General features: G+C 63.2%; 17 protein-coding genes. 7 read left to right on the forward strand and 10 right to left on the reverse strand.

The window, feature by feature from the left end; genetic code table 11:
* Positions 1-12: 12 nt before the first annotated feature.
* From JF290_RS11080 to JF290_RS11090, 3 genes are read right to left on the reverse strand one after another with little or no spacing between them, the layout of a single operon-like run.
* Complete coding sequence (locus JF290_RS11080; RefSeq protein ID WP_199024950.1) at positions 13-1,332, reverse strand: HlyD family type I secretion periplasmic adaptor subunit; 1,320 nt, start codon at positions 1,330-1,332, stop codon at positions 13-15.
* Positions 1,329-3,548: a type I secretion system permease/ATPase gene (locus tag JF290_RS11085; RefSeq protein ID WP_328701240.1), complete on the reverse strand. Its 2,220-nt coding sequence runs from the start codon at positions 3,546-3,548 to the stop codon at positions 1,329-1,331. Before JF290_RS11085 ends, JF290_RS11080 begins: the two co-directional genes overlap by 4 nt.
* Positions 3,545-4,930, reverse strand: coding sequence for a TolC family protein (locus tag JF290_RS11090; RefSeq protein ID WP_199024951.1), 1,386 nt, complete (start codon positions 4,928-4,930; stop codon positions 3,545-3,547). The genes JF290_RS11085 and JF290_RS11090 overlap by 4 nt, the downstream gene beginning before the upstream one ends.
* Positions 4,931-5,187: 257 nt before the next feature.
* On the opposite strand from JF290_RS11090, the gene JF290_RS11095 reads away from it, so the two are divergent.
* A complete protein-coding gene (locus JF290_RS11095) occupies positions 5,188-5,850 on the forward strand; it encodes an OmpA family protein (RefSeq protein WP_233155286.1) in 663 nt (220 codons plus the stop codon).
* 15 nt (positions 5,851-5,865) lie between these two features.
* Here JF290_RS11095 and JF290_RS11100 read toward each other — a convergent pair whose 3' ends face one another.
* From JF290_RS11100 to JF290_RS11120, 5 genes are all read right to left on the reverse strand, one after another.
* A complete protein-coding gene (locus JF290_RS11100) occupies positions 5,866-7,194 on the reverse strand; it encodes an NAD(P)/FAD-dependent oxidoreductase (RefSeq protein ID WP_199024952.1) in 1,329 nt (442 codons plus the stop codon).
* Positions 7,191-8,009, reverse strand: a complete 819-nt coding sequence (locus tag JF290_RS11105) for an ABC transporter permease (protein WP_199024953.1) — start codon at positions 8,007-8,009, stop codon at positions 7,191-7,193. Before JF290_RS11105 ends, JF290_RS11100 begins: the two co-directional genes overlap by 4 nt.
* The gene (locus JF290_RS11110) at positions 8,006-8,884 is read right to left on the reverse strand and encodes an ABC transporter permease subunit (protein ID WP_199024954.1); all 879 of its coding nucleotides are present in this window, start codon (positions 8,882-8,884) and stop codon (positions 8,006-8,008) included. The genes JF290_RS11105 and JF290_RS11110 overlap by 4 nt, the downstream gene beginning before the upstream one ends.
* Positions 8,884-10,011, reverse strand: coding sequence for an ABC transporter ATP-binding protein (locus JF290_RS11115; RefSeq protein WP_199024955.1), 1,128 nt, complete (start codon positions 10,009-10,011; stop codon positions 8,884-8,886). Before JF290_RS11115 ends, JF290_RS11110 begins: the two co-directional genes overlap by 1 nt.
* A 65-nt stretch (positions 10,012-10,076) precedes the next feature.
* A complete protein-coding gene (locus JF290_RS11120) occupies positions 10,077-11,162 on the reverse strand; it encodes a polyamine ABC transporter substrate-binding protein (protein ID WP_199024956.1) in 1,086 nt (361 codons plus the stop codon).
* Positions 11,163-11,302: 140 nt separating this feature from the next.
* Between JF290_RS11120 and JF290_RS11125 the strand changes: the two genes are divergently transcribed.
* Positions 11,303-11,989 (forward strand): GntR family transcriptional regulator, encoded by a 687-nt coding sequence (locus JF290_RS11125; RefSeq protein WP_199024957.1) that lies wholly within the window; start codon positions 11,303-11,305, stop codon positions 11,987-11,989.
* A gap of 63 nt (positions 11,990-12,052) precedes the next feature.
* On the forward strand, positions 12,053-13,450 hold the full coding sequence (locus JF290_RS11130; RefSeq protein WP_199024958.1) for an aspartate aminotransferase family protein: 1,398 nt from the start codon (positions 12,053-12,055) through the stop codon (positions 13,448-13,450).
* Between the two features lie 108 nt (positions 13,451-13,558).
* On the opposite strand, the gene argE is transcribed toward JF290_RS11130, so the two are convergent.
* Complete coding sequence (gene argE / locus JF290_RS11135; RefSeq protein ID WP_199024959.1) at positions 13,559-14,737, reverse strand: acetylornithine deacetylase; 1,179 nt, start codon at positions 14,735-14,737, stop codon at positions 13,559-13,561.
* The gene (locus tag JF290_RS11140) at positions 14,734-15,918 is read right to left on the reverse strand and encodes a M24 family metallopeptidase (RefSeq protein ID WP_199024960.1); all 1,185 of its coding nucleotides are present in this window, start codon (positions 15,916-15,918) and stop codon (positions 14,734-14,736) included. The genes argE and JF290_RS11140 overlap by 4 nt, the downstream gene beginning before the upstream one ends.
* A 242-nt stretch (positions 15,919-16,160) precedes the next feature.
* Between JF290_RS11140 and JF290_RS11145 the strand changes: the two genes are divergently transcribed.
* The 4 genes from JF290_RS11145 to JF290_RS11160 all read left to right on the forward strand — a co-directional run bounded on the left by JF290_RS11145 (position 16,161) and on the right by JF290_RS11160 (position 20,486).
* Positions 16,161-17,261, forward strand: coding sequence for an ABC transporter ATP-binding protein (locus JF290_RS11145; protein ID WP_199024961.1), 1,101 nt, complete (start codon positions 16,161-16,163; stop codon positions 17,259-17,261).
* Between the two features lie 111 nt (positions 17,262-17,372).
* Entirely contained in the window at positions 17,373-18,479 is a 1,107-nt protein-coding gene (locus tag JF290_RS11150) for an extracellular solute-binding protein (protein WP_199024962.1), read from the forward strand.
* 106 nt (positions 18,480-18,585) lie between these two features.
* Positions 18,586-18,822 carry a DUF1330 domain-containing protein gene (locus JF290_RS11155; RefSeq protein WP_233155287.1) on the forward strand — a complete coding sequence of 79 codons (237 nt, stop codon included), beginning with the start codon at positions 18,586-18,588 and terminating at the stop codon, positions 18,820-18,822.
* Complete coding sequence (locus JF290_RS11160; RefSeq protein ID WP_199024964.1) at positions 18,819-20,486, forward strand: ABC transporter permease; 1,668 nt, start codon at positions 18,819-18,821, stop codon at positions 20,484-20,486. The genes JF290_RS11155 and JF290_RS11160 overlap by 4 nt, the downstream gene beginning before the upstream one ends.
* The last annotated feature ends 1 nt before the right edge of the window (position 20,487 follow it).

The following is a 20,487-nucleotide window of genomic DNA, read 5'->3' on the forward strand; positions in this document are numbered from 1 at the left end:
GCGTGCGAGCGTTCAGCGCTCGCGCATCGCCTCCAGCCGCGCCTTGCGGAAGGGTTTGAGCAGATAGTCCAGCACCGTGCGTTCGCCGGTGCGGATATCCACCGATGCGACCATACCGGGGCGAATCTCGTGCACCTCGCCGCCGTGGGTCAGGCTGTTGGTCTCGGTCTCCACGATGATCGGGAAATAGATCTGACCGGTCGCCTCGTCCTGCTCGGCGTCGGCGCCGATCCGCACCACGCGCCCGTCCAGCGCGCCGTAAACGGTAAAATCGAACGAGGTCAACTTCACGGATGCCGGCAGATCCGGACGGATGAAGGCCACGTCCTCGGGCCGCACGCGCGCCTCGACCTGCAGGCGGTCATCCAGCGGCACGATCCGCAGAACCTCTTCGCCGGGCGAGATCACCGCGCCGACCGTGTGGACATTCAGCATCGAAACGACGCCGTTCACCGGCGCCCGCAGCGCGGTCCGCGACACCACGTCCGACGCCCCCTTTAGGCTTTCGGCGATGATGCTGAGCTGGTTGAGCGTGTCCGAGCGTTCGACGCTGATTTCGGCGCGACGCTGCAATTCCGCTTCGGTGAGGCGGGCTTCGGCCTCGGTCAGAGCCGCGCGGGCCCGGTCACGCCGCCCGATCAGTGAATCCTGCTCCTGCCGCTTGGTGGACAGCTCGCGTTCCAACGGCAGGATCTGGGCGCGCGGGATCACACCGCTGTCGCTCTTCAAGGCGATTTCCTCTTCCAGCAGCACGAGACCTTCTGCAATGCGTTCGATCCCGGTATCAAGTTCATTGATCTCGAGCTGGCGCTGGCGGGCCTGTGCCTCGAGCACCGCGCGCTGGCCGAAATAGGACGCGACGCGGCTGTCGAAGATCGCGGTTTCCCGCAACGCCAGAGGGCTGGTCGCGTCGATGCCGACGGCGGTGAAGTCCACCGTGTCGCGCCCTTCCATCTCGGCTTCCAAGCGCAGGCTGCGGGCCTGCAACGCTTGCTCCTGGGCCCGCAATTCTCCGAGACTGGCGGCAGATCCGGTATCGTCGATCCGCGCCAGCACCTGCCCGGCGTCGACAGCATCGCCCTCCCGCACGAGGATCTCGCGAATGATACCGCCTTCCAGGCTTTCCACGGTGCGCGCCTGTCCGGAGGGCACGACGCGCCCGTCCGCGCGGGCGATCTCCTCGATACGGGCCTGTGCGGCCCAGATCACGGCGACGAAGATCAGCAGGACGATCAGCAGCAGGAACAGGGTGGTTCCCGTCCCGCTGCGCCGCAATCCAGCCGCCTCGCGGCCCGAGACGAAATCGCGCAATTCCCAATCCTGCGCGCTCATGGTTTGGTTCCTTCGTTCGGGGTCGCGAGCGCTGTCATCACCTCGGACCGCGGACCGTCTCGCGTCACGCGCCCGCCCTCGACCAGCATCACCCGGTCGACGAGGTCCAGCAGACCCTTGCGATGTGTCGAAACGATCAACGTCATCGGACGTTCGGCCAGGACACGTGCCAGCCGTTGCACGAATTGCCGCTCCGAGCGCGTGTCCATCGCCGAGGTCGGCTCGTCCAGCACCAGGATCCGCGGTTCCGGCAGAAGTGCGCGCGCCAAGGCCACCATTTGCCGCTGCCCGCCCGACAGGTTGCGCCCGCGTTCGCTGATCGGCATCGAAAAGCCATTGGGATGGGCCGCTGCGAGCCGATCAACGCCGGTCAGTCGCGCGACACGCAGAACGTCCTCGACCGTCGCTTGCGGCGCGCCGAAGGCAATGTTCTCGGCCAGAGTGCCGGAAAACAGCACCGCCTCCTGCGGAACGAACTGCACGTCGCGGCGCAGGTTGGCGGGGCTGAGTTGCCCGGCGTTCAGACCGTCAAGCAGCACCAACCCGGATGAGGGTGCCCACAGCCCGCCGATCAGACGCACGAGGCTGGTCTTGCCGGCACCGACCGGCCCGATCACACCGACGCGAGCACCGCCGGGGATGTCGAAACTGGCCTCGGACAGGCTGGGCTGCTGCGCGCCTGGATAGGTCAGCGAGACAGCCTCAAAACGAACCGCGCCCTCTGACAGCCTGGCATTCAAGCCCTGACCCGGTCGCGCCTTGTCGGAGGCCTGCGCCATGAGGGTGTTCAGGCTGCGCAGGGTCGACATGGCAAAGCTCGCACGCACGAACAGGCCCGCCAGGGCCGCCGTTGGTGCCATGGCGCGCCCCGACAGGATCATCGCCGCGATCACCGCGCCCATCGTGATACGTCCCTCGAGCGCAAGATAAACCCCGATGACAACGATCCCCACCGACGACAATTGCTGTGCCAGCGCCGTCGCGGTGGTGGCGAAGGTGGCAAGCTTACGGCTGCGATCCTGCACCCGCGCGGTTTCGGCGACCTGTCGTTCCCACCGGGCCTGCATGCGGCCCTGACCGGCCACGGCCTTTAGCGTTTCGAGATCGGACAGCGCCTCGACCGCCACCGCGTTCTTGACGCCCGTCATCTGCCGGTCGCTGACGGACGCGCGCCGCAACGGTCCGAGGATCAGCACCCCCATGAACAGGACCACCGCCAGTGCGATCGCCGGCGGCCAGGCCAGTGGGCCACCCAGATAAGCGATGACCGCAATGAACAGGACGCTGAAACAGAGATCGGTCAGGGTCGCGAGAGTCTGCGAGGAAAAGAAGTCGCGAACCTGTTCGTAATCCTTGAGCGTGTTGACCAATGCGCCGGTCGTCTGCATCTCGGAATCCAGACGCAAGTCCGAAACATGGCGGAAGATCTCGGAGGAAACGGCCTGATCGACCCGGCGGCTGACCGCGTCGATGACGTTCGCCCGCAACCACTTGAGCGCCGTGTCGAACACGAGCGCAAGGGCGACTCCCGCCACCAGCGACCACAGCGTGACGATGGCGGCCGTCGGAAAAACCCTGTCATAGACATTCATCGTGAAAATCGGCGTGGCCAAGGCAAGGAGGTTCACGGCGACCGAGGCCAGCATGACCTGCAGGTAGTCCGGCCAGAAGCGGCTGGCGATGCTCCAGTACCAATGGCGCAGGGCGGAAACATCGTCTGGCTGCGCCTCGACAGTGGCCTCGGCCCGCAGGATCAGGGCGTGTCCGGCGTAGCTGTCGCGCAAGGTTTCAAGCGGCACATCCAGTGGCTGGTCCGATCGCTCCGGCCATAGCAGCCTTGCACTTGTGTCATCGCGCGACAGCAGAACACAGGCATCGCGCCCGTTCAGAAACAGCAGCGCCGGCAGTGCAGCTTCGGGCAGATCGTACAGCGCCTGACGGGACAGATGGGCGCGGACGCCCTGCATTTGTGCTGCCTTGACGGCGAGTTCCGGGGTCAGGCGGCCATCTGCCGGCAGGGGAAGACCGGCCAGCAGGGTGTCGGTGCCGATGTCGCGCCCGGTTTGCTGCAACGCCAGCGAAAGCGATGCGGCCAAAGGATCGCGCGGGGCGTTCGCCAGTTGCCAGTCGTTCGACGCCTTGGCCCGCAGAAGGCGGGGCTTGGCACGGGGCGCGTCCGCAGCGCCAGGTTCACTATCCGGAGCGGGACGGCTCACCGGACTGATCTGCGCCAGTCCCGAAAGCTGCCTGCGTCGAACTGGCTCTCGTCACCGAGGCTGTCCAGCGGTGGCGCACCCAATTGGTCGCGGGCATAGGCGCGGGCATCTTCGGGCGGCTCGATCCCCAGTGTCGGCAGCAGGACACCGGCGGACGCCAGCAGCCGATACTTGACGTAGGTCTCGAGCGACTGGGCGTTGATCAGGTTGGCCTCGGCCTGAAACAGCGCGTTCTGCGTGTTCAGAAGGTCGAGAAGCGACCGCTGGCCAACTTCGAATTCGCGTTCATAGCTGTCCAGCAGCCGGCGCGAGAGCTCGGCCTGCGCCCGAATGGTGGTGAGCCGGCGCTGCGCGGATTGCAGGGTGGCCCAGCTCTGGCGGACTTCATGTTCGACCAGCCGGGTCCGGTGCAGCAAGTGAGCGCGGCTCTCGTTCACTCGCCGTGCCTGCTCCTGACGTTCCGCGCGCTTCATCTTGCCCTGGAATTCATAGCGCAGCATCAGGCCGACCCGCGCGTCCCTGCGGTCGCCCTCGAACCCGCCCACATTTTCACCGATGCGGCCATCCGCCTCGAGATGCAGGGTCGGGAGCTGGTTGGCATCGACACTGCGCGCCAGCGCTTCGGCGGAACCGACATCGGATTGGGCGAACATGATCGTCGGGCTGCGGGCCCGTGCCGTGGCGACCGCCGCATCGATCGTGGCCGGAACCGCGCTGCCCAATACCGGCACACGGTCGAGCCCCGTGGGTTCGACACCAACGGTCGCCAGAAAGAGCAGCTTGGAATCCTCGAGATTGTACTCGAAATCGAGCACCGTGTCTCGCGCCACCACAAGCCGTTCTTCGGCTTGCTGCAGATCACCCAGCCCGACCACCTGTGTATCGAACCCGTTGCGAATCCGATCCAGCATCTTGCTGTGGTAGTCGGCGTTGCTCCGCGCCAACGCCAGCAGCGCCTGGCCGCGGAGAACGTCGGAATAGAGCCGCACCGCCTCCAATGACAGCACCTCGGACCGCTCGAGCACGCGGTAGGCGGCGGCATCTATGCGATAGGCCTGGCGCTCGATCTCGGAGCGGGTCTGGTAGCCATCGAACAGCATCTGCGAGACCCGCGCCGACAGCTCGTAGCCGTCGATCGTGCTGCGTGCCGACGACAGGTCCGGCGTGGCCGTTCCAAGGTTGCGGCTGGCCCCTGCCCACCCTTCCAGGATCACGCGGGGCGCACGCAGGCTGCGAGCCTGTTCCAGCTCGAACTCGATGGCCTGCTTGTTGGCCTCGGCCGCCTGGATTTCCGGATTTGTCTCAAGGATGTAGTAGATCGCGTCCTGCACCGTGAGCGCCTGCGCGCCGCCAATCGGAAACAGGCATGCAAGGGCCGTCACCCACCTGAGGCCAAAGTGTCGCAATAGTTCGCTCCAAGAGTGTCACGCGTCGTTTCGCGTCATTCTTCGTGAGCCCGGCAACGGGTGTCAATGGCACGAGCGCGTTTTGCGGGGAAAGTTGCCCAACCGTTTCAATCGCTGGCTGAGCCCTTGTCTAAGCCTTGTCTTTCCGGCCACGGCGGTGGCAAGGTACTCAAGACGAGAATAAATCGGAGGCTGACGTGTTTCGGTCATCTTGCGCGACAATCGCCACCCTCTTGCTCCTGTTGCTGGTCCCGCTCGCAGCTTCGGCCCAGACATTGGGAACGGTGAATTTCGATTTCGATTCAGATCGGCTCGACGCGACCGCACAGGCGGAAGTCGCGCGTATCGCCGAGCAGTTGAAGGCCAACCCCAGCTACCGCCCCACGGTCGTGGTCGGCTATACCGACGCGGTCGGGTCCGCAGGCTACAATGACGGGCTTGGTTTGCGCCGGGCGCAGCGCGTCGCGCTGGCGCTCGAAGCTGCGGGCGTTCCCGTGGACCGGATCGGCACGATCCGCAGCCGTGGAGAAAATGAACTGCTGGTCGCCGTGACGACGCCAGAACGCCAGAACCGCCGTGTGACGGTCACTCTCGACGACATCCTCGCCGCCTGTCGCAGCTATCGGCAGGTTCCCCTTGCCGCGGACGACATCGGCAACGCCTTGCAGACCGACCTCGCGGCCCGGCTGCAGGAAGCTGCGCGTGAGTATCAGACGCTCACGGCAACCGGCGGCAACGGCGCGGCGTTCCAGATGGCTGGTGCCGCGCGCGAGGATTGCGGACAAGCGGTCGGGTACAACGACGACTCGGTTCGCAAGGTCGAATACGCCAAGCGCTGCTTCTGCAACTCGGCCCGGATGCAGGTGGCTCTGGGCAAGATCCCACCGCCGAACTGATCGGACGCTTCTGGATCAGAGATCCTTGAGCCAGAAGTAGAGATACGCCGCCGGCATGATCAGGCGGCGCAGGCGGCCCATCGGAAACCGACCCATCGGCGACGACATGAGATCCGGATAGGGAAGTTCGAGCCTGCGCGACAGGGCCAGTTCGGACAGAAGCTTGCCGGAATAGCTTCCCATTGCGACACCGTTGCCATGATAGGCAAGCCCCGCGAAGGCGCCTGTCAGGCCGGGTACCGGACCGACGAACGGCACCCTGTTGCGCGCCAGGCAGACCATCCCCGACCATTGATGCGGCGACGGAACATCGCGCCAGGCCGGGAACATCCGTTCGAAGTCCTGCCGTGTGCGGCGGCGTGCGCGCCGTTCCGCGTCAGGCGAGGCCATCAGCCCGCCCCGCATGCCGAACAGGAATCGCCGATCGGGCATCAGCCGGAAATAGTGCAGCAGGTTGCGCGTGTCATAGGCCATCTGATCGCTGCTCCAACCTTGGGCGGCGATCTCGTCCTCCGTCAGAGGACGCGTGACCAGCACGTTGGACTGGCTCGGCAGGTAGCGCCCGGAGAGCCAGTCGGGCATGTCGTCGCTGGAGTATCCGTTGGTTGCGATCAGCACCTTTTCGGCGCGCAAACGGCCTTGCGGCGTCGTGAGCGTGAAGCCCTTCGCACTCTGCTCGAGACGCTCGACGCGGCTGTCGCGGAACAGGCGCGCGCCCGCCGCCTGCGCCGCCGCCGCAAGACCGAAAAGGTATTTCCGCGGGTTGAGTCCAAAGCCGACCGGAGTCGTCAAGGCGCCGTGAAACGGACCGTTCAGCCCATGCGCCGCAAGCTCGGATTTCTCGATCAGTCCGGGTGCCTGACCCGTTTCCCTGGCGAGGGCATCGGCTTCCTTGCGAAACCTGTCCATGTCCGAAGGACGATGCGCGAGTTGCGTCTCGCCACGGGAATGGGTGTCGGCCTCGATCTCCAGACGGTCGATCAGGTCGGCCACAAGTCCGACCGCCTCGATTTCAGCGTGGCGATAGGCGCGCGCCTGTTCCAGCCCATAGGTCCGGCGCAGTGTTTCATCATCGATCTTGGCCCCGCCGAGACAGCAGAACCCGCCATTGCGCCCCGATGCGCCCCAGCCGGGTGTCTCGGCTTCCAGAACCACGACATCAAGGCCGGCCTCGGCCAAATGCAGGGCTGCCGACACCCCGGTGAACCCGGCGCCGATGATCGCCACATCGGCCCGTATCGCTTCCTGCAGGACAGGCCAGTCGGGCGTGTCGATGGTTTCATCCCACCAGCAGCCCTGCCGCGGGCCCGCCCCATAGGCGAAGTCCGAAAAGATCCGCTTCATTGAGCGCGAACGGCGAGCTGTTCCTCCTTGCGCTGACGCACAAGGTTCTGTTTCGAAATTAGCGACGCGGTGATCACGCCGACGGTCACGATCCCGATCATGATCGTTGAAAGCGCGTTGATCTCGGGGCTGACCCCGAGCCGCACGGCTGAGAAGATCTTGATCGGCAGGGTGGTGGCCGATGGCCCGGTCGTGAAGGAGGCGATCACGAGATCGTCCAAGGACAGTGTGAATGCGAGCAACCAGCCGGAGATCACGGCAGGTGCGATGATCGGCAGGGTCACGAGGCGGAACGCGTCCATCGGTGAGCAGCCGAGATCGAGCGCGGCCTCCTCCAGCGAACGATCGAAGGTGACGAGCCGCGACGAGACGACGACGGAGACATAGCACATCGAAAAGGTCGTATGCGCCAGAACGACCGTCAGAACTCCCCGGTCAAGTCCAATGCCGATGAAGAGCAGCAACAGCGAGAGACCCGTGATGACTTCGGGCATGACCAATGGCGCATAGATCATGCCGGAAAACAGCGTCCGCCCCATGAAACGCCCGCCGCGCACCAGCACGTAGGCGGCCATTGTCCCGAGCACGGTCGCCAGCGTCGAGGAAAAGACCGCGACCTTCAGCGTGACCCAGGCCGCGTTGAGAAACGCCTCGTTCCGGAACAGCTCGCCGTACCACTGCGTCGAGAACCCGGCCCAGACGGTGACCAGCTTGCTCTCGTTGAAGCTGAAGATCACCAGGATGATCATCGGGATGTAGAGAAAGGCGAAGCCGAAGGTCAGCGACACCACGTTGAACCAGCTCAGACGCATCATTGCTCTGCCTCCGCCTGTTTCTGCTGGTTGCGCTGGAACAGCACGATCGGGATCACCAGGATCAGCAACAGAACCACGGCGACAGCAGACGCTACAGGCCAGTCACGGTTGGAGAAGAACTCCTCCCACAGCACCTTGCCGATCATCAGCGTGCCCGACCCACCCAGAAGCGACGGGATGACGAATTCGCCGAGCGCGGGAATGAAGACGAGGAAACACCCGGCGATCATGCCGTTCCGGCTGAGCGGAATGGTCACCAACCAAAAAGCCAGCAGGCGCGAACAGCCGAGGTCCTCAGCCGCCTCGATCAGCGACCCGTCCATCCGGTCGAGTGCCGCATAGATCGGCAGGATCATGAAGGGCAGGTACGTGTAGACGATCCCGATATACACCGCGATATTGGTGTTGAGGATCGTCAGCGGTTCGCTGATCAGCCCGGTCCAGAGCAGGAACTGGTTCAGGAAACCCTCGTTGCTGAGAATGCCCATCCAGGCATAGACCCGGATCAGAAAGCTGGTCCAGAACGGCAGGATCACCAGCATCATCAGGGTCGGGCGCCATTCCTCGGGCGCACGGGCCATGCCGTAGGCGATGGGGTAGCCGATCAGCAGCGTGAAAGCGGTGGAAAGCAGCGCGATCTGCAGGCTGCTGAGATAGGCTTTCCAGTAGAGGTCGTCCTGCGTGAGCCAGACGAAATTCTCGAAATCCAGCTCGCGGAAGAAGGCCCCGATGTCGGACCAATCGAACGTCGGCGTATAGGGCGGGATCGCCAGCGCCGTGTCCGAGAGGGAAATCTTCAGAACGATGACGAACGGAATTAGAAACAGAAGCAGCAACCAGACATAGGGCACTGCTATGAGAGCGAAACGGCGCATCACTCGGCCAGCATGACGCCGGCGGTGGCGGTCCAGGACAGCCAGACCGGGTCTTCCCATGTGATGTTGCGCCGCGAGATCCGCCGCGTGTTGGCAGTCTGGGCCTTGATGATGACGCCGCCAGGCAGTTCGACGTGATAGGTCGACAGGTTGCCGAGATAGGCGATGTCGAGCACCTTGCCTTGTACTGCGTTGTCAGCGTCGGCTGGCTTGTCGATGGCGATCGTCACCTTTTCGGGCCGGATGGCGAGGTGACAGGCCTGTCCGTCGCTGAACGGGGCGGCCGAGGTCGCCGTCAGCGGCGCGTGGCCATCGGCCCAGTCTATGCGATATGTCTCGGGGCCGGTCGCGGTGGCGCGGCCCTCGATGATGTTCACGTCACCGATGAAATCGGCGACATAGACGCAGTTGGGGTTTTCATAGATCCTGTCGGGCGTTGCCACCTGTATCAGACGGCCTTCGTCCATCACCGCGACCCGGCTGGCGACGGTCATCGCCTCTTCCTGATCATGGGTAACGATCACGAAGGTCGTCCCGGTCTTCTCCTGGATATCCATCAGTTCGAACTGGGTATCCTGGCGCAGCTTCTTGTCGAGCGCCCCGAGCGGTTCATCCAGCAACAGCAGTTTCGGCGCCTTCGCGAGCGACCGGGCGAGCGCGACCCGCTGACGCTGACCACCAGAGATCTGGTGCGGCTTGCGACGGGCGAATTTCTCGAGCCGCGTCAGCTTGAGCATCTCCTCCACCCGTGCGGCCACCTGGTCCTTGGGTTTCTTGTCGCGGCGCAAGCCGAAGGCGATGTTGTCCCAGATCGAAAGATGCGGAAACAGCGCATAGGATTGGAACATCATGTTGACCGCGCGCTTGTTCGGCGGAACCGGGCCGATATCCTTGCCGGCCAATTCGATCCGACCTTCTGTCGGCTTTTCGAACCCGCCAAGCATCCGCATCATCGTGGTCTTGCCGCACCCGGATGGGCCGAGCAGCGCAAAGAATTCCCGTTCGTAGATCTCCAGCGACAGGTCGTCGATGGCGGTGAATTCTCCGAAGCGCTTGGTTACGTTCTGAAACCGGATCAGCGGTTTCTCGTCCGGATCGTTCCAAGGCGCGAATTCGACTGTCTGCACGGTGGCCCCCACTCTGCCGCAAGAAAAAAGAGGCGGACCGGCAGGTCCGCCTCGTCAGGACTGGATCAGGTTCCGGACTTGATCTTGGTCCAGAGGCGCGTCACCACGCGCTGCACCTTGGCCGGATAGGGCGTGGTGGTGAACAGCTTCTCGAGCGTCTCGTCATCCGGATAGATGGCCGGATCGCCGATAACGTCCTCCACGAGGTACTCCTGCGAGGCCTTGTTACCGTTCGCGTAGTAGACGTAGTTGGACGCGGCCGCCATGTTCTCGGCATCCATGATGAAGTTCAGGAACGCATGGGCCGCCTTCGGGTTCGGCGCGTCGACCGGAATGGCCATCTGGTCGAACCACATCTGCGCACCTTCCTTGGGCGCGTGATAGACGATCTCGACGCCGTTGTCGGCTTCGGCGGCGCGGTCACGGGCCTGCAGGATGTCGCCGGACCAGCCGACGGCCACGCAGATATCTCCATTGGCCAGCGCGTTGATGTATTCCGAGCTGTGGAACTTCTGAATGTGCGGACGAATCGACATGAACAGGTCTTCTGTCTTGGCGATCACGTCCGGGTCGTGGCTGTCCGGGTCCTCGCCGATATAGTTCAGCGCCGCGGGGATCATCTCGGCGGGTGCATCAAGAAAGTGCACGCCGCATTCGGCTAGTTTTTCGATGTTCTCGGGTTTGAACACCAGATCCCAACTGGTGATCGGCGCATCCTCACCCAGCGCTTCGCGCACCTTGCCGACATTCACACCGATGCCGGTGGTGCCCCACATGTAGTTGATCGAATAGGCGTTGTCCGGGTCGTACTGCTCGGTGCGGGTTTCGACCACGTCCCACATGTTGTCGAGGTTTGGCAGCATTTCGGGGTCGAGCTTCTGGAACGCGCCTGCAGTGATCTGGCGCTGCAGGAAGGTGCCGGACGGCACCACGACGTCATAGCCCGAACCGCCCGCCAGCATCTTGGTTTCCAGAACCTCGTTGCTGTCGAACACGTCATAGATCAGGTCGATGCCGGTCTCTTCTTCGAACTTGGTCAGCAAGTCTTCGTCGATGTAGTCGGACCAGTTGTAGACGCGCACTTCATCGGCCATCGCCGCCGTGCCGCCGATGGCCAGAATCGCTGTGAGTGTCAGCGCGTTAGTCTTCATGAGTATCTCCCCTGTGTTCGCCGATTATGCTATCGGCTGATCATATTTGATCAAGTTTTGCCTTCTTTGGCAATCCAAGATATGTTTCCATGCCGATGGAGACGACGCAAGCGATCTGCGGACGAAGGGGAGATTGACGGTTGGTCAAGGTCGAAAACGCCGCCAAAAGAAGCACCGGAGCCAGCCCCTCGGCGCCCGCGCATGAACAGGTCTATCGGCAATTGCGCGCGCAGATCCTGTTTGGCGAGATGGCGCCCGGTCAGGCGGTCACGATCCAGGGACTGACTGCCGAATTGAACGCAGGGATGACGCCCGTACGGGAGGCGATCAGGCGGCTGATCTCGGACGGGGCGCTGGTGTTCCAGGGCAACCGCCGCGTGAGCGTGCCGCAGCTGTCAAAGTCCGATGTCGAACAGATTGTTTATGTCAGAAAATCAATCGAGTATCAGCTTTGCGAACGTGCGGTCAACCGTATCACAGACGCCCTGATCGATACGCTCGACCTGATCGACCAAGAGCTCGACGCCGCCATCTCATCGGGCAACGTTGGACGATACCTGGAACGCAACTACCAGTTCCACGCTACGCTTTACGCCCAAGCCGATGCGCCGATCCTCGCCGAGATCACGGACCGGCTCTGGCTCAGGTTCGGGCCGTCCCTGCGGGTGGTTTGCGGTCGTTTCGGCACCGAGAGCCTACCTGACCGGCACAAGGATCTACTGACCGCCCTGCGCGCGCGCAATGTTGCGGCGGCGACTGCGGCGGTGCTGCTGGATATCGAACAGGGCATGGATCAGATTTCCGCGGTTCTGGCCGCGCAGAACTGATTCGATTGACACTCCGAAATTTGATCATATTCTGTCGGGAACCCGCAATACGGAGGTTCCGCCATGTCCGCGATCACCAATCACATGCCCACCGCAGAGCTTCAGGCTCTGGATGCCGCGCATCACATGCATCCCTTCACCAACGGCGACGAACTGAACGCCAAGGGAGCACGCGTCATCACGCGCGCCAAGGGCGTGACCCTGACCGACAGCGAGGGCAACCAGATCCTTGACGCGATGGCCGGTCTGTGGTGCGTCAACATCGGCTATGGCCGCGAAGAACTGGCCGAGGTGGCGGCGCGCCAGATGCGGGAACTGCCGTATTACAACACCTTCTTTCAGACCACGCATGTGCCCGCGATTGCACTGGCCAACAAGCTGGCTGAACTGGCGCCGGGCGACCTGAACCACGTGTTCTTCGCTGGATCGGGATCGGAGGCCAACGATACCAACATCCGCATGGTCCGCACCTACTGGGCGATGAAGGGCAAGCCGACCAAGTCGGTCATCATCAGCCGCAAGAACGCCTATCACGGGTCTTCGGTCGGAAGCGGCAGCCTCGGCGGCATGACCTACATGCACGCCCAGGGCGGCATGCCGATCCCCGATATCCACCACATCAACCAGCCGCATTGGTATGCCGAAGGCGGCGACATGACACCCGAGGAGTTCGGACTGGCCCGCGCTCGGGAGCTGGAAGAGGCGATCCTCGAGTTGGGCGAAGACCGCGTCGCGGCCTTCATCGCCGAACCGGTGCAGGGGGCGGGTGGCGTGATCATTCCGCCGGAAACATACTGGCCCGAGATCCAGCGTATCTGCGACAAGTACGAGATCCTGCTGATCGCCGACGAGGTGATTTGCGGGTTCGGGCGCACCGGCACATGGTTCGGCAGCATCACGATGGGACTCCGTCCTGATATCATGACCATCGCCAAGGGTTTGAGCTCGGGCTATCAGCCGATCGGTGGGTCGATCGTCAGTGACGAGGTCGCAGCCGTGATCGGCAGCGGTGAATTCAACCATGGCTATACCTATTCCGGTCACCCTGTCGCCGCCGCCGTCGCGCTCGAGAACCTGCGCATCCTCGAGGAAGAGCGGGTCGTCGATCACGTCCGCGATGTCGCCGCGCCCCACCTTAAGGCGAAATGGGAGGCACTGAGCGATCACCCCCTGGTCGGCGAAGCTCGGATCATCGGATTGATGGGCTCGCTCGCGCTGACCCCGCACAAGGACAGCCGTGCGAAATTCGCCAGCGATGCCGGAACCGTTGGACTGATCTGCCGCGAACGCTGCTTTGCCAACAACCTTGTGATGCGCCATGTGGGGGACCGGATGATCATCTCGCCACCGCTGGTCATCACACCCGAAGAAATCGACACGCTGATCGCCCGCGCGACCAAGGCGCTGGACGAGTGCCATGCGGAATTGAAGGAACGCGACCTGCTGAAGGCCGCGTCCTAAGCCATTTACCACAAGAGAATCCCTGGCCCACAGGGCCAGGAGGAGAACACGAACGTCCCACACCCAAAGCGGAGAGGTCACCCGGAACGGTTCCCGGCTCTCCGCGACCTAGCCCGACTGAGCGAGCAAGGCTGGCGACCGCGCCAGCCCCGCCAGCATGTCGAGGCAGGTGCTCATTTGCGACAGGCTCACGAATTCGTCGGGTTTATGCGCCTGGTCGATCGATCCCGGTCCGCAGACGACCACCGACATCCCCATCTTCTGGAAAAGTCCCGCCTCGGTACCGAAGGGCACCACGTCGGCGGCATTCGATCCGAGCAGCGCACCGACCAGATTGCGCGCCGCGTTCTCGGGCATGACTTCAAGGCCCGCGACCTCGCCGACGACTTCTGTCACGATGTCGGAGTCGGGGTGGATCGCCTGCATCATCGGTAGAAGTTCCTGCGATACCAGTCGGTCGAGCCGCGCCTTCACGAAATCGGAATCGCCGTCCTGTACCGGTCGCATCTCCCAATCAACTTCGGCCTTTCCGGCGATCACGTTGTGCGCCACCCCGCCCTGTATCCGCCCGACGTTGAGCGTGGTCCAGGGGGGCTCGAACCGGCTGTTTCCGGGCGCGCGCAGCATCAGTTCGCCGCGCAGCGACAGCAACTCAGAAACGTATCGCGCGGCGTATTCCACCGCGTTCACACCGCGCTCGGGGGCCGAACCATGCCCCTCCAGCCCGGAGAACCGGACGGTGTATTCGCAGCATCCCTTGTGGCCTTCGATCACGCGCATGTCTGTCGGTTCGCCGATGATCGCCATGGACGGCCGAACGCCGCGGCGTTGCAGTTCGGGCACCAGGTTGCGCGCCCCGAGGCAGCCGACCTCCTCGTCATAGGTGAAGCAAAAATGCACCGGACGGCGCAGGTCCCGCGCGCCGAACTCCTGCGCCATGATCGTCGCGGCGGCGATGAAGCCCTTCATGTCGCAGGCGCCGCGCCCGTGCAGGCGGCCGTCTTCCTCGTACAGCATGAACGGATCGCTGCTCCAATCCTGATCGGCGACAGGCACCACGTCAGTATGACCTGAAAGCACGATGCCACCGGGGGCATCCGGCCCAAGCGTGGCAAAAAGGTTGGCCTTTGTCCCATCCGGGCTCTCGAACAGCGTCACGCGCGCGCCGCTGTCCTCGAGCCGATATCCCAACTCGCCGATCATCGCGATATTACTGTCGGCCGAGACCGTGGGATAGCCGATCAGCCGCGCCAGCAGGTCGACGGTTTCGTCCAGCCGGGCCGTCATGTCTTCACGAACAGCTGGCGTGGGCGGTCGCAAAAGGTTTCCGCCGGACCGCTCTCGCGGATCAGAATGCTCTCGGTGATCTCCAGTCCCCAGTCATGCATCCAGAGGCCCGGCATGAAATGAAAGGTCATTCCGGGCTTGAGCACGGTTTCATCCTCGCTGCGCAGCGAGATCGTCCGCTCACCCCAATCCGGGGGATAGCTCAGCCCGATGGGATAGCCACAGCGCGCGCCCCGTTCGATGCCCGCCCGTTCGAGCGGCACGGCGAGCGCATTCGCGATATCGCAGGCCCGATTGCCGGGGCGGGCCGCGTCCAATCCCGCTTCGAGCCCTTCGATCAGCGCCGCCTCGGCGCGGCGCAGGAACTCGGGCGGCTCCCCCAGGAACAGGGTGCGGCAGAACGGGGCGTGATAGCGCCGGAAGCAGCCGGAGATTTCGAAGAAGGTCGCCTCGCCTGTCGCGAAAGGGCGGCCGTCCCAGGTCAGATGGGGTGCGGCCGCATCGCTGCCCGACGGAAGCAACGGTACGATCGCCGGATAGTCGCCCCAGGCACCATCGACGCCGCGCACCGCGTCGCGATAGATCTCGGCAACGATCTCGTTCTTCGGCACTCCCGGCTCGACACGCTCAACCAGGCCGTCGACGATCTTCTCGGAGATTCGCGCCGCCTTGCGCATGAATCCTATCTCGGCCTCGGATTTCACCGCCCGCCGCCAGTTCACCAGCCCGGTGGCATCGACCCAGCGCACCTGCGGCACCGATTCCCGCAGGGTATCCATCGCCTTGGCCGAAAAATAGTAGTTGTCCATCTCGACCCCGATATGCGCGATCGACAGGCCCAGATCTCCCAGCAATCCCGCCAGATCCTGCATCGGGTGGCGATCGGGAGATTGGACGAAGCCGTCGGCATAGCCGGCCACCCGGTCGGGCGCCATCCAGACGGTGCGAAGGGCGCCCTGGGTGTCCTGGTTGCGCCCCCACCAGATCGGATCGGCATGCGGCAGGACGATCACGCCCTGATGGACGTAGAAAGACCAGCCGTCATAGCCGGTCAGCCACGCCTGGTTGGAAGGATCGGTCACGAAAAGGGCATCGAGCCCCCTGTCCACCATCGCAGCCCGGGTCCGGAACAATCGCGATCCGTACTCGGCCATGTCGAATGGCAGATCCAGTTCAGTCATCGTCTTGTCGTCCTTTCTGTGCAGGAAGCGGGTGCCAGAACGAACTCTGGTGACCAAGACGCATTCTGTCCAACAGAATGTTGAAGCGGCCGCACCAAGCGCCGTTTTTGCGCGCGATCGCGACGCTTCGACCCGGATTCGTTAGCTTTTCAGGCGACTCGGTTGCATCTGCACCCCGGCCTGTGCTTACACTTGTGCATCAAAACGCGGGAAAAACCGCGGCAAGTCCAAGGGGAGCCGGTTTGGCCGATACGCAAACGTCTGACGCGTTCGTGGAGTTCGAACGTGTCCAAAAAAGCTATGATGGCGAAAATCTCGTCGTCAAAGACCTCAACCTGGTTATGCCGAAAGGCGAGTTCCTGACCATGCTCGGACCCTCCGGGTCGGGCAAGACCACCTGCCTGATGATGCTGGCCGGTTTCGAAACCGCGACGCATGGCGACATCCGCCTTGACGGTGTGTCGATCAACAACATCCCGCCGCACAAGCGCGGCATCGGCATGGTGTTCCAGAACTACGCGCTGTTCCCGCACATGACGGTGGCCGAGAATCTGAGCTTCCCGCTGGAAGTGCGCAAGATCGGCAAGTCCGAACGCGAGGCCAAGGTCAAGCGCGTGCTGGACATGGTGCAGATGGGCGCTTTCGGCGGACGCCGTCCGGCGCAGCTCTCCGGTGGCCAACAGCAACGTATCGCCCTCGCCCGCGCCCTGGTGTTCGAGGCTGAACTGGTCCTCATGGACGAACCGCTGGGCGCGCTCGACAAGCAGCTGCGCGAACACATGCAGTTCGAAATCAAGCGGATCGCCGACAACCTCGGTATCACCGTGGTCTATGTCACCCACGACCAGACCGAAGCGCTGACGATGTCCGACAGGGTGGCGGTGTTCGACGATGGCCGGATTCAGCAACTTGCGCCGCCCGATCAGCTTTACGAAGCGCCGGAGAACAGTTTCGTCGCCCAGTTCATCGGCGAGAACAACACGCTGGAAGGCGTGGTCAAGGAAATCAACGGCGACGTGGCGCTGGTGCGCCTGGACGATGGGGAACTGATCGACTGCAAGCCGGTCAATGTCAGCAAACCCGGCGAGCGCACCCGCGTGTCGATCCGCCCGGAACGGGTGGAATACAACAAGGAACGGTTGCAGGAGGGCGTGCACACGCTCAAGGCGGAGGTGCTCGAGTTCATCTACATGGGCGACATCTTCCGCACCCGGCTTCGCGTCGCCGGCAACGAGGATTTCGTCATCAAGACCCGCAATGCACCCGATCAGGTGCGCTTGCAGCCGGGCACCCAGATCGAGATCGGCTGGTTGCCCGAGGATTGCCGCGCGCTGGATGCGTAGCGGACCGTGAAGTCGTCTGCCGAGGCAGTCGATGGACAAGGGGTCTGGCAGATTGCCCGTTGCACCGACCCCAAGAACCCTGAAACGGGCGACTACAGGGAGACACTCCGAATGAAACTGACGAAGATACTTTTGGCTTCGACCTCGTTGACACTGGCCGCCGGGCTGGTTCAGGCGCAGGAGATGGCCAATGACATGACGCTCGTGTCCTGGGGCGGCGCTTACCAGTCGAGCCAGCAGAACGCCTATGTCGCGCCATACCTCGAGGCAAATCCCGATGTGACCGCGGTGTGGGACGAAAGCTCGGCCGAGGCCGTTGCCAAGCTGCGCGCGATGAACGAAGCCGGCAACATCACCTGGGACCTGGTCGACGTTGTGGCGTCGGATGCGATCCGCTTGTGCGACGAGGGCCTGGCGATGGAATACGATCCCGACGAGCTGCTCGCTCCGGGTGACGACGGCACGCCGGCCTCCGACGATTTCGGCGACCTGATCGTGTCCGACTGCTTCATTCCACAGATCGTCTATTCCACCACGTTCGGCTATCGCACCGACATGGTCGGCGACACGCCTCCGACCAAGATTTGTGACGTGTTCGACCTGGAAACCTATCCGGGCAAGCGCTCGCTGGAAAAGCGGCCGATCAACAACATGGAATGGGCGCTGCTGTGTGACGGCGTGGCCAAGGACGAGGTGTATGACGTTCTGGGGACCCCGGAAGGTCAGGAACGTGCCCTGGCCAAGCTCGACACGATCAAGGACGAAGTGATCTGGTGGTCCGCGGGCGCCGACACGCCGCAGTTGCTGGCCGATGGCGAAATCGTCATGGGCTCGACTTACAACGGCCGCCTGTTCAGCGTGATCGAAGAACAGGACCAGCCGGTCGCCATGCTCTGGGACGCGCAGGTGTTCGACCTTGACGGTTGGATCATCCCGGCCGGTCTGCCCGAGGATCGTCTCGCGCGGGTCAAGGATTTCGTCCGCTTCGCGACCGACACCCAGCGTCTGGCGGATCAGGCGAAGTACATCTCCTACGGCCCGGCGCGCGCCTCTTCGGCTCCGCTGGTCGGTGAGCATGCGGAACTCGGAATCAAGATGGCGCCGCACATGCCGACCGATCCGGAGAACGCGAAGAACACGTTCCTCTACAACTACGAGTTCTGGGCCGACTATCGCGACGACATCGACGCGAAGTTCCAGGCTTGGCTGGCCAAGTAAGACAGCCCGGGCGGGCCGGACCACCGGCCCGCCCATGTCCTTCAGGACCCGAAACGCACGAGGATCGCCGGCCATGCCTAGGGGAGACATTATCGGGCATATCACCTTGACCGCCCCCGACAGCTATCCCGGGTCCGTGTGGAAGGGCATGCCGATCCTGCGTCGCCCGGGCGGCCAAGCGCAGGCCAAGGTCGGCACTATCAACGACAGAGATGTCGTGAACGGATATCCAAACGACGAAGCGGCGTTGGCCGCATACAATGACCCGGATCGCCCGGAGCTGGCCGAAATGCGCCACCGCTCTGCAGAACGCGTGATCATGGTCGTGGAAGGTGCAGAATGAGCGACACAACACAGAACGGACCGGTTCTGGCGGCGGACGGTACGCCGCTCAAACGCAGCCTGGCGCGCGCCTTGCGGATGCAGAAGATGCGGGCGCTGATGCTGATCGCCCCGCTTCTTCTGTTCGTCGTCATCACCTTCATCGCACCGATCGCGGACATGCTGTTCCGCTCGGTCGAGAACAAGATCGTCGCGACCACCCTTCCGAACACCGTCGTCGCGCTTCAGGACTGGGACGCAACCGGCGATGCACCGCCCGCCGAGCCGGTCTATGAGAGCCTCTACTACGACATGTTCGTCGCCGCCGAAGCGAAGGAACACACCAAGCTCGGCAGCCGGCTGAACTATGAACAGACGGGGCTTTCGTCGCTCTTCCGCAGTTCCGGTCGCAGACTGGATGACGCCGGCGAAGCCCAGATCGACGCGCTCGAAGACCTGAACCCGGCATGGGAAGATCCGGCGTTCTGGTATGCTCTGATGGATGCGGGCAGCGGTGCCGCCGACGACGATCTGCTGGCAGCCAAGCGCAAGCAGATGACCGAACTGACCGATATCGATCACGGAGTGGATATCGGATTTGCGCCGCGCGCTGACATTTCGCAGCTGCTGCCAAAGACAGCCGATGCCTATACGCTGTTCGCCCTGTTCACCGCCGTCGAAGACGAAGACGTTGTCGCCGAAGAAGAACCTTGGGAGGCCGTCAAGGTCGCGCTCGTGCAGGATCTTCAGGAAGGTGCGGACGTTTCGAGCTATACCGGTCCGGGTGCAGCTGAGCTTGCGGCGGCGCAAACCGCTTTGGCCGAACTTCCAGCGATGAACTTCAAAGAGGTGTTTCTGGACATCGACAAGGATTGGGGCAGCGTCGACAACTGGAGCACCATCCAGACCTACAGCCCGCGCTACACCAGCGGATATTTCCTCAATGCCATCGACATGCAGAAGGGCCCCGACGGCCCCGAGGCGCGCCCAGAGAACCAGCAGATCTACATGATGTTGTTCAAGCGCACCCTGTTCATGTCGCTGGTCATCACCGGCTCCTGCATCCTGTTGGGCTATCCGGTCGCATGGATTCTCGCCAACCTGCCGATGCGCACTGCGAACCTGTTGATGATCCTCGTATTGCTGCCGTTCTGGACATCACTCCTTGTGCGCACATCGGCCTGGAAGGTGATGTTGCAGCAGCAGGGCGTCATAAACGACGTTCTGGTCTGGCTCGGACTCGTTGCGGACGACGCGCGGCTGGTGATGATCAACAACCAATTCGGCACCATCGTCGCGATGACCCACATCCTGCTGCCGTTCATGATCCTCCCGATGTATTCGGTCATGCAGACGATACCGCCCAGCTACCTGCGCGCCGCCAAATCGCTTGGCGCGAACAACTGGACCGCCTTCTGGCGGGTCTATTTCCCGCAATCCGTGCCGGGAATCGGTGCCGGGTCGATCCTCGTCTTCATTCTGTCGATCGGCTATTACATCACGCCCGAAATCGTCGGCGGTACGACCGGCACGTTCATCTCGAACCGGATCGCCTATCACATCTCGAGTTCATTGAACTGGGGACTGGCAGCCGCGCTCGGAGCGATCCTGCTCGCTGTCGTTCTGCTGCTCTACTATGCCTATGACAAGATCGTCGGCATCGACAACGTCAAGCTGGGGGGCTAGA

It is taken from the genome of Sedimentitalea arenosa (genome assembly GCF_016428585.1).
GTDB lineage: Bacteria > Pseudomonadota > Alphaproteobacteria > Rhodobacterales > Rhodobacteraceae > Sedimentitalea > Sedimentitalea arenosa.